This is a genomic window from Furfurilactobacillus cerevisiae (assembly GCF_048961765.1).
GTDB classification, from domain to species: Bacteria; Bacillota; Bacilli; order Lactobacillales; family Lactobacillaceae; genus Furfurilactobacillus; species Furfurilactobacillus milii_A.
This window is the reverse complement of sequence record NZ_CP185253.1, coordinates 1,438,256-1,452,449: the sequence shown is the minus strand read 5'-3', so window position 1 is coordinate 1,452,449 and position 14,194 is coordinate 1,438,256. Positions and strand designations below refer to the sequence as shown.

General features: G+C 43.1%; 15 protein-coding genes and 1 tRNA gene. 4 read left to right on the top strand and 12 right to left on the bottom strand.

Annotated elements, in window-relative coordinates; all coding sequences use genetic code 11:
* Positions 1-73: 73 nt before the first annotated feature.
* Positions 74-298 (bottom strand): YneF family protein, encoded by a 225-nt coding sequence (locus ABUE36_RS06935; RefSeq protein ID WP_017261998.1) that lies wholly within the window; start codon positions 296-298, stop codon positions 74-76.
* Between the two features lie 91 nt (positions 299-389).
* Complete coding sequence (locus ABUE36_RS06930) at positions 390-629, bottom strand: DUF896 domain-containing protein (protein ID WP_161001204.1); 240 nt, start codon at positions 627-629, stop codon at positions 390-392.
* A gap of 230 nt (positions 630-859) precedes the next feature.
* Between ABUE36_RS06930 and lexA the strand changes: the two genes are divergently transcribed.
* Both lexA and ABUE36_RS06920 read left to right on the top strand, forming a co-directional pair.
* Entirely contained in the window at positions 860-1,489 is a 630-nt protein-coding gene (gene lexA / locus ABUE36_RS06925; protein ID WP_017262000.1) for a transcriptional repressor LexA, read from the top strand.
* 132 nt (positions 1,490-1,621) lie between these two features.
* Positions 1,622-2,551: an IS30-like element ISLpl1 family transposase gene (locus ABUE36_RS06920; protein WP_421016461.1), complete on the top strand. Its 930-nt coding sequence runs from the start codon at positions 1,622-1,624 to the stop codon at positions 2,549-2,551.
* 209 nt (positions 2,552-2,760) lie between these two features.
* Here the strand turns inward: ABUE36_RS06920 and ABUE36_RS06915 are convergent, their stop codons facing one another.
* A complete protein-coding gene (locus ABUE36_RS06915) occupies positions 2,761-3,201 on the bottom strand; it encodes a nucleoside 2-deoxyribosyltransferase (RefSeq protein ID WP_161001203.1) in 441 nt (146 codons plus the stop codon).
* A 602-nt stretch (positions 3,202-3,803) separates the two neighbouring features.
* Between ABUE36_RS06915 and ABUE36_RS06910 the strand changes: the two genes are divergently transcribed.
* The gene (locus ABUE36_RS06910; RefSeq protein ID WP_161001202.1) at positions 3,804-4,460 is read left to right on the top strand and encodes a hypothetical protein; all 657 of its coding nucleotides are present in this window, start codon (positions 3,804-3,806) and stop codon (positions 4,458-4,460) included.
* 213 nt (positions 4,461-4,673) lie between these two features.
* Here the strand turns inward: ABUE36_RS06910 and ABUE36_RS06905 are convergent, their stop codons facing one another.
* Both ABUE36_RS06905 and ABUE36_RS06900 read right to left on the bottom strand, forming a co-directional pair.
* A complete protein-coding gene (locus ABUE36_RS06905; RefSeq protein ID WP_161001201.1) occupies positions 4,674-5,834 on the bottom strand; it encodes a hydroxymethylglutaryl-CoA synthase in 1,161 nt (386 codons plus the stop codon).
* 126 nt (positions 5,835-5,960) lie between these two features.
* Positions 5,961-6,049, bottom strand: a tRNA-Ser gene (locus ABUE36_RS06900).
* 186 nt (positions 6,050-6,235) lie between these two features.
* Here ABUE36_RS06900 and rpmF point away from each other — a divergent pair.
* The gene (gene rpmF / locus ABUE36_RS06895) at positions 6,236-6,412 is read left to right on the top strand and encodes a 50S ribosomal protein L32 (protein WP_161001200.1); all 177 of its coding nucleotides are present in this window, start codon (positions 6,236-6,238) and stop codon (positions 6,410-6,412) included.
* Positions 6,413-6,519: 107 nt separating this feature from the next.
* On the opposite strand, the gene istB is transcribed toward rpmF, so the two are convergent.
* The 7 genes from istB to rnz form a co-directional block, all read right to left on the bottom strand.
* On the bottom strand, positions 6,520-7,257 hold the full coding sequence (istB, locus tag ABUE36_RS06890) for an IS21-like element helper ATPase IstB (RefSeq protein ID WP_014386885.1): 738 nt from the start codon (positions 7,255-7,257) through the stop codon (positions 6,520-6,522).
* A 9-nt stretch (positions 7,258-7,266) separates the two neighbouring features.
* Positions 7,267-8,490, bottom strand: a complete 1,224-nt coding sequence (gene istA / locus ABUE36_RS06885; protein ID WP_003555353.1) for an IS21 family transposase — start codon at positions 8,488-8,490, stop codon at positions 7,267-7,269.
* A 310-nt stretch (positions 8,491-8,800) separates the two neighbouring features.
* Positions 8,801-9,319, bottom strand: coding sequence for an adenine phosphoribosyltransferase (locus ABUE36_RS06880; protein ID WP_017262007.1), 519 nt, complete (start codon positions 9,317-9,319; stop codon positions 8,801-8,803).
* 20 nt (positions 9,320-9,339) lie between these two features.
* The gene (recJ, locus tag ABUE36_RS06875) at positions 9,340-11,664 is read right to left on the bottom strand and encodes a single-stranded-DNA-specific exonuclease RecJ (RefSeq protein ID WP_421017449.1); all 2,325 of its coding nucleotides are present in this window, start codon (positions 11,662-11,664) and stop codon (positions 9,340-9,342) included.
* Positions 11,665-11,789: 125 nt separating this feature from the next.
* Positions 11,790-12,164, bottom strand: a complete 375-nt coding sequence (locus ABUE36_RS06870) for a lipopolysaccharide assembly protein LapA domain-containing protein (protein WP_161001197.1) — start codon at positions 12,162-12,164, stop codon at positions 11,790-11,792.
* A complete protein-coding gene (locus ABUE36_RS06865; RefSeq protein ID WP_161001196.1) occupies positions 12,161-13,063 on the bottom strand; it encodes an SDR family NAD(P)-dependent oxidoreductase in 903 nt (300 codons plus the stop codon). The genes ABUE36_RS06870 and ABUE36_RS06865 overlap by 4 nt, the downstream gene beginning before the upstream one ends.
* 37 nt (positions 13,064-13,100) lie before the next feature.
* Complete coding sequence (rnz, locus tag ABUE36_RS06860; RefSeq protein WP_017262011.1) at positions 13,101-14,030, bottom strand: ribonuclease Z; 930 nt, start codon at positions 14,028-14,030, stop codon at positions 13,101-13,103.
* Positions 14,031-14,194: the final 164 nt, after the last annotated feature.

Sequence of the window (14,194 nt, the reverse complement as noted above, 5' to 3'; positions counted from 1 at the left end):
GCACAATTTAAAAAAGAATATAAAAAACGGGCAGGAGTAATCCAGCCCGTTTAATCAATTACATTAATCAGAATTAGCTCTTTCGTGCTTGACTCTGCATGGTTGACAGCATTTGCTTCAACTTCTTTTCAGAAGGCTTTTGCCCCATTTGCAGCATCATCGTCCGTAGCATTTCTTCAGTAATCGGAGGATTATTCTTAAGGTAGTTTTGCATGTAGCGGCGCGCAAAGAAGAAGCCACCAACAACACCGGCGACTGCCGCTAAAATAACGATTAAAATCCACAACCCTGTTGACATCGAAATAACCTCCTTCCATAGATGAATTACATTAAGTAATACTACACAACATCAACGCGCTTGAAAACCCTTTAATGCCAAAAAAAGCAAATTAATCGTCTCGCAAACCTTTTTTGCGTTGGACATCCTTCACTTTTTCTGGCGTAACTTCTTTACCGTCTTTGTCGAATACTTGCATCATTTCAACTTGTGACCGGAACGCCTTCCTAAAGTTGGCTAAAAAGGCCTCGCGAAGTTTCTTTTGTTCAACTTTCTCTTCATCGGTCAGTCCCGTTGTCTTTTGTTTATGAGCAAGTTCATTAATCCGGGCACGTAATTTTTCTGATTCCATTGATTCTGCCCCTCCTTATCATTTATCCAAGGCTTCGACTGACCATTATACAAGAAGAAGTCAAAAAGTGGAAAAGATTTGCAGTAAAGCGAACATTTGTTTGACCGAGAGCAAAAAATGTGCTAAGTTTTAACTATCGAAATCGCGTAGCTCCGCCAACCGGACCCACCACGAACACGTTTTCACATTTGTTCGCGGCTACGCAAAAATAAGACGAGGTGTTGACGAACATGTCAAGAAGTTCCGAAAGCAAACAAATTGCGGTACTCCGCTTTATCTATGAACGTGTTAATGAAAAAGGTTATCCGCCGACCGTTCGTGAAATTGGCGAAGCAGTTGATTTATCCTCTACTTCTACAGTTCATGGACATATTGATCGTTTACAAAAAAAAGGATTGCTGGTTAAGGATCCCACTAAACCACGTGCCATTGAACTAACGGACGCTGGTTTGCAAACACTTGGCGTGTCAACGACACCAAACGAAATTCCGGTCTTAGGTGTCGTTGCTGCTGGTGAACCAATCTTAGCAGTCCAAGATGCTACCGACTATTTCCCGGTTCCACCAGAGCTAACCGAATATGATGGCGACCTCTTTATGCTTACCATTCGTGGTGACAGTATGATTAACATGGGGATTCTCACCGGCGATCGTGTCATTGTTCGACGTCAACAAAACGCCGACAATGGGGATATTGTTATTGCAATGACCGATGAGAATGAAGCAACCTGCAAACGTTTCTTTAAAGAGTCTGATCACTATCGGCTCCAACCTGAGAACGATAACATGGCTCCTATTATTTTGAACAATGTCACAATTTTAGGTAAAGTTGTTGGCCTCTATCGTGATTCAGTTTATTAATTCCAAAATTACGGCAGTAAAAAGCTGAGGTTTGGTAGATTGTAAAATTAATCCGAACGCTGTTCGGACAAAAAAGATCAGCTTCCTTTAAAATGGTGTTTACCACAAACCCATCTTTTAGGAGCTGATCTTTTGTCTAGTATAACCTATTCCGAACGAATTAAAATCGAAACCTTTTGTGAACTAGGGCTGTCCAATATCCAAATGGGCGTTCGGCTGAACCGATCACCGTCAACAATTTCTTATGAATTATCTCGATGTCAACCTTATCAGGCTGAATTAGCACAAACAGATGCCGAATACAAGCGATCACGATGTGGTCGGAAAACTAAGCTGAGCGATGAGTTAAAGCAAAAAATTCTCAACCATTTACGTCTAAGCTGGTCACCAGGAATGATTGCTCACGAATTTAAACTAGCGACTAAATCTATTTATAATTGGCTAAATCAGGAGAGAATTGATTTCTCCTTGAATGATCTACCTGAACATGGCGTACGCCAACGGCGTAACGTTGACCAACGATCCAAATATAATCAATCTTTGGGGCGATCAATTGAACAGCGTCCCATGATGATTAATCAACGTAATCGCATCGGCGATTTTGAACTAGATACAGTCGTTGGTCCTCGTGGGCATAGTAAGGCAGTTTTATTAACTTTAATCGATCGAAAATCACGGTTCCTTTGGGCATACCGGTTAAAAGATCGGACGACAGTGACTGTTAATGAAGCACTAACTAAGTTCCTAACCACTTTTAATGGTCCGGTGCACAGCTTTACTGTGGACCGTGGCACTGAGTTTAGTGGGCTAGTATCACTTGAATCACAATATGGTATTAAGACCTATTACTGCCATGCTTATACGCCAGCTGAACGTGGTAGTAATGAACGCTTTAATCGGAATTTACGTTATTTTTATCCTAAAGGGACTCGTTTTGAACACATTAGTGCTCAAGATTTAACGACGACGTTACTCCAAATTAACCAGCGACCGCTTAAAATACTCGACTGGCAAACACCGTATCAGGTTATGCTGACAAATTTGTCCAAAAATTCGGATTAAATTTGCAATCTACCGTTTAACCACTCATTTGTGGTTAAACCTCAGCTTTTTTTGTCTGACCTCTTACATAGGTCGCTTCTCATCGCACATGACATGCAACAATTTGTTCACTGACTAAATCTGTACAAGTCGACCTATTTTCACTGTTTGCTGTACCTTAATAAAAATAATCACCATTACCACAGCAAGTGCTTCCTGGACAGACACTTTTACTGAACTTCACCAACGTAACGTTGTTCTGGCAATTGATCAAAGTTAAGCGCCGTCAATTCTTCAGCATGCTCAACATATGTTTTTGCGCCTTGAGCTAACATCAAATTAACCAGGCCCGCTTTTTCGTGAACTAATACTACCGTCTTACCTTTGGCCACGGCATAACCAATTTCAAAGGCTGTCCCGCTGTCAACGGAATCTTCTGTAAAGTCACTAACAGCAACAACAATATCAGCATCGTTTAGATGATCCAAGTCGTGCTTGTATGCTGTCGACTGCCATTCTGGACTGCCGAACGTTAATTCAGGGAATTGGGACTTTCGTGGACTAAACACGTCACCAACGGTTTTATTGTCCGCTAGAGCCTGTTCTACACGTTTGACACGATCAATTTGGTCATCGTCAAAAAAAGGGCTGGCTAAATAAATAGATTTCACAGGATAATTCCTCCTCGAATTGATGCACTAATTATACGACAAAAATGAACAATCATACAATTAAAATTCGATTATGTTCACAAATGGAACTTTATATCTGTTCAAATCTTTATTAATTTGCTACTTATCGTCAAAAATGTGAACAATGATTTTTTATCCACGCGACGTTCTCTCGGATCGCGGATTAATTTTGATCATCCTTAACGGACGTACTTGGTCCGTTCTTAAAGTCACCTGCCCGTCTAATACATCTACCATGTAGCGATCGATCGGGTCAAAATTAATAATTTGTACAATAACATGATGTGTTAAGTGTTCAAGTACCTTACCCAAAAAGGGCTTTTGTAAATCGTCGCATTTTGAACATCGAACTATACTGCCTTGGCCTAGAGTTGCTGTCATAATAGGTCCTCCTTGAAATCATTCACTTCTTCTCCGTGTTTCGATTATGGATAGTGTAACGCACGTTTTCTTCGAATGCAATAATTTTATTTATGATTATCATACGAATTTTATTATGGATAATCAATATCGCTTTTTCTTTCATCAGTCGCAATGGTAGAATAGAAGTCATCACGACAGAGAAAAAAGGGGTTATCTTCATGATTTTCTTAGCCATTTTCGGTGGAATTGCATTAATTCTAGCCATTTTTTATTTACTCAATTCGATACAAAATTACGGTACATGGAAGTTTGCGACAGCACTTGTCGTGATTTTCACTTTGATCACGGGATTTGGAATTGTTAAACTGCCTTTCTGGCACCATCAAAGCCAAACAACGGCTAGCCAATCTTCCACCCAAAACGCTAGTCGACACTCTTCTCAAACATCAGCGGCTGCTCAATCATCATTGACCAAGGCAGCATCTACCTTTAACCCGACTGGCGGTGTCATCAATGGCCAAACGGCTAAACAAAAAAGCGCCGCTAAATCTTCCGCCGAAGATCAAATGACGACACAACTTAACTCCGCTTTTTCAACACTTGGCAAAGTCACCTTTGATCGTGCCAAAAAAACTTACACAATCACACCGGAGAACGAAAACACAGTCAAAGCGCTGGAAGCACTCGAAAAACAACCTTCCGAGGCTGATCAGGCTCATTGGCCAACATTGGTTAAGAATTTGACCACTTCTTCTACAAACATTAGTAAGGCGCTTAAAGACGATTACACACTGACATTAGTCAGCCCAGATCAATCTGGAAAAGTTTTATTCAGCGCCACAAATGGAAAAGCAACGACTAATTTCGCACAATAATCACCTTATGGACTAGCTACTGCCTTTCGTCCTAAATAATGAACTATTATGACTGCCCACGGGTGGTCTTTTTTTATTTGTAAACAAAAAGCCCTCGAATTCACGAGAGCTTTAGACTTTATCGTTCATAAAATCGTATAGGTGTATCCATTGCGTTTAACGCAGTGACACCAGTCTAAGTGACGACTTACTATTGACGGAATTTCTCGTCAACTAGTGCGCTTGGTACTGACGCTGTTCACTATCAATGCCGGCAAGCACAAAATGTGCCGGATCAGCCGTAATGTCTAATTTTTTCGTACTTCCATCAGTCGGCAATTGATCATTAAAGAGCTGTTCATACTCGGCTACCGATACCCGTTGACGAGCATTGAGTAATGATTCAATTTTGACCTGATCAAACCCATTCCGATAGTTCGGCTGAACCGATGCCGTGTAAAACTCACCTTCCGCGCCTGAGCCATAACTAAACAATCCCAGCTGTGCATTAGCCGCTAATGTACCGTTTGCTAATAATGACAACAAACTTAAATATAATGAGCCCGTGTAGAGATTACCAACATGTCGGTTCCACAATCTGGCAGATTCAAAGTTATCAGTCAACCGAGATGCCACCGTGTCATCCGTCGGCAATACAGTTCGCAACGCTTTTAAGCCCATCTTAGAAAACGGCAAATGAAACAACATTGCGTCAAAATCTGCTACATCGGCACCATATGTCTTTTTGAATCGAGTCCAAACATCTGTAAAAAAGTCAACGTAAATGTTGGCGGAAAAATGTCCGTCCACACGTGCCTCCGTTGCGTAAACCGGCCGCCAAAAGTCCATCACATCTTGCGTCAAGTACGTACTTTGGTCACTGATTGCTAATATTTGTGGGTTCGCGCTGACAACCATGGCGACTGCGCCCGCACCTTGAGTGATTTCTCCAGGTGTGTGTAAGCCATAACGAGCGACGTCACTAGCTAACACTAACGCTTTACGTTGCGGATGTGCGGCAATATAGTCTTTGGCTAATTGCAAAGCCGCCGTGGCAGAATAACAAGCCTGTTTGACCTCAATGGCTCGTGTATGTTCCGTCAGTCCAAGCAAACGTTGAACATAAACGGCACCAGACTTAGAGTTATCCACACCAGATTCAGTCGCAAATAAAATAAGATCAATTGCCTGTTTGTCTGAGTCTTCGATAATTTGATCCGCTGCATTGGCCGCCATGGTGACTACATCCTGCGTTGGAGGCACAACAGCCATTTCTGATTGACCAATGCCGATATGATACTTATCAGGATCATCCCCGCGCGCGTGAGCTAAATCCGTCATATCTAACACCAAATGGGGTGTATAGAACCCCATCTTATCGATCCCAATGTTCATCTTAGCAAGCTCCTTTTTAGCAGATCAATTTTAGTTGTTTCCAAAAACGCCCAGGCATTAATTTAATTTAGAAAAAACACCACTCATCAAACGTCAATGGGTGGTGTTTTCCTGCCAAGGGTATAAAGGAGAGTACAGGATTTGAACCTGCGCGCCCGCTATAAACGGGTTCGACGGATTTCGAGTCCGTTGCATTACCACTCTGCCAACTCTCCAAGAGGTACTCAAATAGTATAGCATAAAAACACCCCTACACAACGGTAGTGCTGATTTTTATCAGTTGAAATAAGCACTTTTTAAATTAGTCTAAACAAAGTGGTTGACGAATGTCATGTTTCGTTTATACTGTAAAAAGTAATCGTTACTATTTACATGTTTTATAAATGAAAGAAGGTTTGCTCATGGCCACTCCAGCCCGCAAAACATCCAAAACTCGGCGTAACCGGCGTCGTACAGCGCATAAAATCACAGCGCCAGCTATCCACTATGACACACAAACTGGTGAATATGTGATGAGTCATCATGTTTCTCCCAATGGCTTTTATAACGGTAAACAAATTATAAAAGAGGCAAACTAAATGAAAATAGATCAAAGCACTGCGATTCGAAACCTGAGAAGTCCCAACTGTCAAGGGCAGTTTAAAAATGTAGGTTTTCGGCAGAAAGAAATGTAGGTTTTCGGCAGTTACTTGAGGCCACGTAATCGGTAAGATTTACCAGTGATCTTCACTACGTGAACATGATGAACCAAGCGATCGAGAATGGCTGCTGTCACAGTTGGGTTCTGGAAAATATCAACCCAAGCGGATAGATCACTATTGCTGGTAATGATCGTTGAATGCTTTTCATAGCGGGCATTGACTAGCTGAAATAAGAGGTTAGCTTCTTGGTGACCAATTGGCAAATACCCAATTTCATCAATAATTAATAGGTCATAGCGCGAATAGCGGCTTAGAGATCGATCAAGCAGTCCTTTTTCGTAAGCTGCTCTCAATCTAATCAACAGCTCATGACAATTAATAAAGAGAACCCGACAGCCCTGTTTACAGGCCTCAATCCCAATACTAATTGCCAAGTGGGTTTTACCGACTCCCGGATTGCCAATAAAGATTAAGTTTTCAGACTTTTCCATAAAAGCCAGATTCTGGAATTCCAGAACCTCTTGGCGATTCATACTGGGTTGAAAGCTAAAATCAAATGTATCTAGGGATTTTGTATTGGGGAACCGAGCACGGCCAATGGCCCGTGCAATCTGACCTTCGTGTCGATTCTGGAGTTCCGAATTAGTTAAATCAATTAGCGCCTCAGTTAATGACAGATTATCAGTGTGAATTTGATCAAGGTAATTCGGCAAGTATTCACGGATTTTGTTTAACCCTAAGCGCTCAAGATTATTTAAAAGAATTTGATTATTAGTGGTCATGGTAGCCTCCTATAAGTTGTCGTAATCAGTCATATGTTCACGAATGTAAGCTGAAATGTCTTCATCTGTCCGCCCTTTAAGCAAATCAGATTTGAGGATATTGAACTGATCTTGGGGGTCATAATTCAGCGAATTGGTAGTTATGGAGTGCGTACGAATTTCTTCTCCGTTATAATAAATGTGAATGCGCTGCTCATCATTGGAGATTTCAACAGCAACCGTACAACCAATGTATCGCGGATCTACTGAGTACTTACATTTGCGGAAATTGATCATGGCCTCCTTCGAAACGACACGGGTAATGTTTTCTTCGAAGTATGGTTCAAGGAGATTAACTGGAACGCGATGAAGGTACTCTTTTTCTTCGTCTAACCATTTCAGGTACGGGACTTCGTCCGTGGCCTGCGAAGTTTCATGATTTAGATCATCTCGGAGCATATGAACTAGTTCGATTAGCTCAGTTCCATCAGCAAATTCAGTATTGTATGGCCGTAAACGTTCAACCGTGCGAGCAAGGGCTTCAACTGCACCTTTAGTTTGTGGTCTGAATGGTCGACAAGCAATTGGTGTGAAACCGGCATCTTTACAGAATTCGTGGAACCGTTCGTTAAAGACAGCGTGGCCAAACTGGGATTTTGTATGATCCACAACGGTTTTCATATTATCAAACCAGATTTCCGTCGGAATACCTCCGGTATGAAGGAAAGCGTCGTGTAAGCAAGAAAAGAGGGTATCTTGGCTCCGATCAAAGGTTAGTGTCATATATTTGAGTTTTGAATAAGGCAATACATACAAGAAAATATTGAATTTAAACAGCTCACCCTCGCTGCTCACTAGGGCCATTTCTTCTTTCCAGTCAACTTGAGCAGAGAGACCAGGGGAATGTTCAATCCGAATGGTAGCTTTCTTAACTCGTTCTCGGCGGGTTTGGCGACAATAATCTTTCACGAGGGTATAGCTGCCGGTAAAGCCCTTCTTCTGGATAAATTTAAAAATTGAAGCAGCCGAACAATTTAGTTCAAGCTTTGAATCGATGGTTTGCTTGAATGGATCCAGTAAACTTGGCCGTTTCGGTCGACCACTTGGTCGGCCCTTAAGTCCAGCTTTGACTTCCTCATAGGCTTTCTTAACGGTTCGATAATCAACATTATATTGCCGGGCAATCTCGGCGAAGTTAGGCTTAATATTTTCAGTCACGTAAATCGTCACTCCTTCTCTTAAATCACGTCTCACATCAAATTCCTCCTACACTCTGATGTGATTCATGATACAAAAAATGTAGGAAAACCAACAGTTCTAACCTGCCGTTTTCCTACATTTTACGGGTGCCTTTTACACCAACATCAAGACACGCAAGAAGGCCCTCCAAATCCTTCATAGTCTTAAGAAAAATAATAAGTAATTGATGACGCCGTACATGAGCAGCAATGTTCATTTACGGCGTTTTTATACGACAACTTAAATATCAAAAAAATTATTATGCTGTCCTGACAATTTTAGAAACTAAAAAGGCGTGACGAAAAATCCCGTCACACCAAGCGATTTAATAGTCCATTAAGACTAATGTATCGTAATCTTTTAGTTTGTCTAAGCCATGCAAATCCTTCAATTGAAGTAAGAACGCACAACCAACAACCACGCCACCAAGCTGTTCAACAAGCTTAATTGTTGCTTCAATCGTACCACCAGTTGCCAGAATATCATCCGTAACCAATACCCGCTGGCCTGGCTTAATCGCATCTTCATGCATGTATAACGAAGCAGTGCCATATTCCAAAGCATAGTCTGCTTTGATTGTTTTACGTGGCAACTTGCCCTTCTTACGTGCTGGCGCAAAGCCAATGCCTAATTCATAAGCCACTGGACAGCCAACGATAAAACCACGAGATTCTGGACCAACGACCATATCAACCTGCTTGTCGCGCGCATAATTGACAATGGTATCAGTCGCTTGGTGATATGCAGCGCCGTCACCCATCAACGGTGAGATGTCACGAAACATGATACCCTTTTCGGGATAATCTGGCACCGTTGCAATGTATTTTGTTAAGTCTAAAGCCAATTTTTACAGCTCCTTTAAGCTTAGCTCATGGCGCCCATCAACCAAGCCTTCAGTTGAGGTGCCTTAGAATAAAGTAATTTTTCTTCAGTATCAATGCGTGTCAAACGTTGTCGGTAAGCTGCCGCATCAGTAAGATTTACGTGCGGTGGTTCACTCACCCCATTCATAACGCCAGAGTCTATTTTAACAAATCCCACCTCAAAAAACAGCTGTATCATAAAAATCAATTTAGCGTCATCAATTTGGAGATACTTTGCCAACGTTGGCAACTGATGAGCAATATCAACATTCTGATGACTAGCAACGAACTTAAACAGTTTGCCATACTCTGCACGACTTGGCATACCATCTAAATACGCTGAATCGTGTTCATAAAAGTAGGTCGTTAATTCATCCGTTTTGATGTGACTCAGCACTTGTTTTAAATCATCCAGATCATCCGGGCAATCGACAATAATCAAATGATCACAGCTTGAAGGCAGTTCATCACGACCAACACACAAAGATTGTGCCCCTTCTGGCAAATAAGTTTGTAATTGATCAACCAACTTTTTGTGGAAAAATAAATAGGTGTCTGGCCTTTCAAACAATGATTTAGCGAGATGATTCGTTCGACTATCAACAATTGTAATGCCAGTCACCGAGAAATCTTTTACCATTACCTGATAGGTTGTTTTCCCCTGCCAGGTATTGGCTGACAATGTACCTACGACACTCACATTTTCAGGGTTAGCAGTGACCTGTTCGCTCTGATGACCGCGCCCAAAAGCAATGGCCGCGACTTGATGCCCGGCTTCATCTGCCATCTGGAATTTGAGATGGTTCTTAGCCGCCCCCATAGTCCGGACATTGTCTACCGAAGTTGGTTTAAATGCCAACACAGGTTGCGGATTATCAGTTCCAAACGGACCGAGTTCTTGAACCGCAGCGTAATCAGCCGCATTAACGTCTGCGAGTGGGACTAGCCCAGCAACAGGCAACGCTGGCTTTGCTGTCAAATCAACCGATTGATCGACACAGGCCTGTTCCAGAGCAGCCGCTAAAGTATCGAGCTGATCTATTGGACAGGTCAAGCCACACGCCATCGCATGACCACCAAACGCCACCATTTTGTCGCGAACAGGATTGATGGCGTTAAACAAATCATAGCCCGCAATCGAACGTCCAGAGCCCTTTAACGTCCCTTTTTCTGAATCTTCACTCATAACTAGTGTTGGTTTGTGCGTTGCTTCTACTATTTTGCTAGCAACAATTCCCAATACGCCTTCATGCCAACCCTTGCCGTGAATAATGAGCGTTTTGCGAGCCTGATTTTTCGGTGTCTGCGCCTGTGCCAAGGCATCACCGCTGATATCCTTAACCAGTTGTTGTCGCTTCTCATTTTGGGCATTAATTTCCGAGGCCAACTCTTCAGCACGTGCGTCATCAAACGTAGTTAGCAACTCGACCGCTGGATTGGCATCACCAAGTCTACCCAATGCGTTTAACCGCGGCGCAATGCCAAAGCCGACGTGCTCTTCATTGATGGTCTGCCCGTCAATACCCGCAGCCTTCATCAACGCAATCAAGCCTGGCCGCTGCGTATTAGCAATTACCTGTAGTCCAAATTTAACGAGCGCATGATTTTCGTCATTTAGTGGCACTAAGTCCGCAATCTCGCCAATCGCAACCAAATCTAATTCATCACTAAGTTCATCGGCAGTCGCATCTAACAGCACCTGGGCCACTTTAAAGGCCACCCCAACACCGGATAATCCGCCAAACGGATAATGTCCTTGTGGATGACGAGGGTGAATAATGGCAGCGGCATTGGGTAATTGTTCTGGCAGTTCATGATGATCAGTAACGACGACGTCAACGCCTCGTTTGGCAGCAGCATCGATTGCTTCATTACCAGCTACCCCATTATCTACTGTTACAAACAACTGTGTGCCGGCATCGATTAGTCGATTAAAGGCTGCTACGTTTGGTCCATAGCCATCCGTAAACCGGTTAGGAATGTATGTGTTCACATTAGCGCCAAGCTGATCAAGAGCCTCATACATCAACGACGTACTAGTCAAACCGTCTGCGTCGTAATCCCCATATACCGTAATCTGACCGCCAGCCTCCACAGCTGTCTGAATCCGGGCAACACCTTTTTCGATGTCAAACATTTCGTGTGGATCATGCAGCACATCAACGGTCGGTTTCAGCCACTCGTTGACCTTATCGGCAGTGTCTAACTTTCGTGCCAGCAACAGTCGTGCCATAAATGGTGAAACATCAAGGTCGTGAGCAAATGTCGCGACCTTTTCGTCTTCCACCCGTGGCGCTTGTTGCCAATCGTACTTGGACTCTAGCACAGTCTTTCCTCCTCACTCACGTCGTAATAAATCCACAACTGGAAAGGTGTTTGTTCCCTGCATTCAGAAAACAAACACCTTTCCTTAACCACATTAACGATTTTTTCATCTCGCATTGCAGAAAGCTAATTCGCATTGTTTTGTTGACTAAGTTTCTGCTGTAACTGCTCTATGGTCTTGTCTCGATCATCTAAGAGCCCATTAAGCTGTTCATTTTTACTCGTTAATTCTTCATTTTGCTTCTTTAATTGATCATTTTCCGCAGTTGCTTCGCTGTCAGAACGTTTCCCATTCCGTTTGTCGCTAGCATGCGTTCCGGCTGTCACTAACAACGCAATAATAGCACCAAGTAACAGTGACACAATTAGGATCAAAATCATCGGCCACTTAACCGTCGCTACACCAAAATGAATGGGTACACTATTTCCGTTCATGACGGCAAAAATTGCAACAATTAGCACTAGAATCAACCCTGCAATTAAACGCCATTGATTTTTCATTCTGGTGCCTCCGTCGGATCGGTTTCAGTATCAGCTGAAGGTTCGTCACTTTCGGCACTCACCTGCATGCGCTTAGGGGCGTGCGGTTTAAATAGCTGTTCGATAACAAAATCGCCAACTGTTGGGAACAAATGATAGGCCACTGAGGCTACGGCAAAATAACGTGGTACAGTAATTTCGCGCACATGATAACCAATGGTATCAACCAGTCGCTCAGCCACCAGTTGAGGCGTCACAGTGAAGTTGGCAACTTTTGACAAGTAATGGCCGTCTTGATCCGCAATATTGAAGAAGTTGGTCGCAACAGGACCTGGATTGACGGTTGTAACCTGAATGCCAAACGGCCGTAACTCTTGCCGCAATACGTCACTGTAACCGACAACCGCCGTTTTTGTTGCTGTGTAAACAGCGGCCTTCGGAGTCGGAATTTTTGCGGCCACAGAAGCAATGTTAATGATTGCGCCATAATGTTTATCGATCATGTCGCTGGCTAGCTGACGCGTAATGTAAATCAAACCAAGCACGTTAACCCGAAACATCCGGTCTGTTACCTCAGGATCGGTATCAACTGCTGGCTCCATGTCGCCAAAACCGGCAGCATTAATGACAACGTCTACTGCGCCCACTTCATGGCGGACCTGACTTAGAGTTTTATCGATAGCCGCTGGATTAGCAACATCTAGCGCAAACGCAAAGGCTGGCCGGCCAGAATACAACATGCACTGTTGAGCAACCTGATTTAACTTCAACTCATTACGGGCAACCAAAACCACAATTGCCCCGCGACGAGCAACTTCAAAAGCGGCTGCTTGACCAATTCCGGAAGATGCGCCAGTAATTAAAACAATCCGATTCTTCAAATCACGCAGTTCTTTTAATCGACTTGATAAGTTCATCATTAGCACTCACCTCAACTGCCGTAACTATTTGTACGGTTTATTTTTTAAACGGAATATCAATGACGTCAAAGTCCCGAACAACCTTTGAATTGGCAAACGTTGCGCGAGCCTGACGCTCTAATTCTTTAGCACCACGTCCATTATAACGCGCCGAAATGTGATTCATCAGTAATCGGCCTACATGAGCATCATGAGCTACCTGAGCAGCCTGTTCGCTGGTTGAATGATAATAGTTACGTGCCAATTTACTTTCGTTGGCAGCAAACGTACTTTCATGAACCAGCACATCTGCATCCTGCGCCAATTCTGTCGCCCGTCGTGTCTTACGTGTATCACCCAAAATCGTCACAATCCGTCCCTTTTGAGAGGGTCCGATAAAGTCCTTACCATTGAGTGTTCGACCATCTGGTAAGGAGACGGTTTTGCCGGCCTTCAACTGGCCATATACCGGTCCGGATGGCACCTTGGCCGCCGCTAGTTTATCCACGAGTAATTCACCTTGATGATCCTTCTCAACAATTCGGTAGCCAAAACTCACAATTTTGTGATCTAACCGTTTGCATGAAACCGTGAAGGTCGCATCGTCAAAAATAACACCATCCCCGCTGAGTTCCACAAACTTTAAAGGATACGTCAACGCAGACTCGGACAACCGTAAACTTGTTTGAACGTATTCCTTAATCCCTCTGGGTCCGTAAATCGTCAGTGGCTCATTGCCACCCTGAAACGAACGTGAACTAAGCAAACCTGGCAACCCAAACAAATGATCACCGTGTAGATGCGTAATAAAAATCTTTTCAATTTTGCGTGGTTTCAACGTTGTATTTAAAATTTGATGTTGCGTACCTTCACCACAATCAAATAGCCAAACTGCATTGCGCTCATCCAACAAACGAAGTGCAAGGCTCGACACGTTGCGCGCTTTAGCCGGTGAACCGGCACCAGTACCTAAAAATTCAATCTCCATAACTATTCTTCTACCTAATCCCTATATAAAAGTATTTACTGTATTATTAATGGGTTCACACATTTTATGAGTTCCTAAATAAGAACGATGACACAGTGGTCAACATTCAGTTCGCATTCAATTCTACTGAATTTGAAGTCAAAAAACAATCGTCACCAACCGCC

Coding starts and splice junctions, on each gene's coding strand:
- ABUE36_RS06935 (WP_017261998.1), bottom strand. CDS start 298: ATGTCAACAGGGTTGTGGATTTTAATCGTTATTTTAGCGGCAGTCGCC.
- ABUE36_RS06930 (WP_161001204.1), bottom strand. CDS start 629: ATGGAATCAGAAAAATTACGTGCCCGGATTAATGAACTTGCTCATAAA.
- lexA (WP_017262000.1), top strand. CDS start 860: ATGTCAAGAAGTTCCGAAAGCAAACAAATTGCGGTACTCCGCTTTATC.
- ABUE36_RS06910 (WP_161001202.1), top strand. CDS start 3,804: ATGATTTTCTTAGCCATTTTCGGTGGAATTGCATTAATTCTAGCCATT.
- ABUE36_RS06905 (WP_161001201.1), bottom strand. CDS start 5,834: ATGAACATTGGGATCGATAAGATGGGGTTCTATACACCCCATTTGGTG.
- rpmF (WP_161001200.1), top strand. CDS start 6,236: ATGGCCACTCCAGCCCGCAAAACATCCAAAACTCGGCGTAACCGGCGT.
- istB (WP_014386885.1), bottom strand. CDS start 7,257: ATGACCACTAATAATCAAATTCTTTTAAATAATCTTGAGCGCTTAGGG.
- ABUE36_RS06870 (WP_161001197.1), bottom strand. CDS start 12,164: ATGAAAAATCAATGGCGTTTAATTGCAGGGTTGATTCTAGTGCTAATT.
- ABUE36_RS06865 (WP_161001196.1), bottom strand. CDS start 13,063: ATGATGAACTTATCAAGTCGATTAAAAGAACTGCGTGATTTGAAGAAT.
- rnz (WP_017262011.1), bottom strand. CDS start 14,030: ATGGAGATTGAATTTTTAGGTACTGGTGCCGGTTCACCGGCTAAAGCG.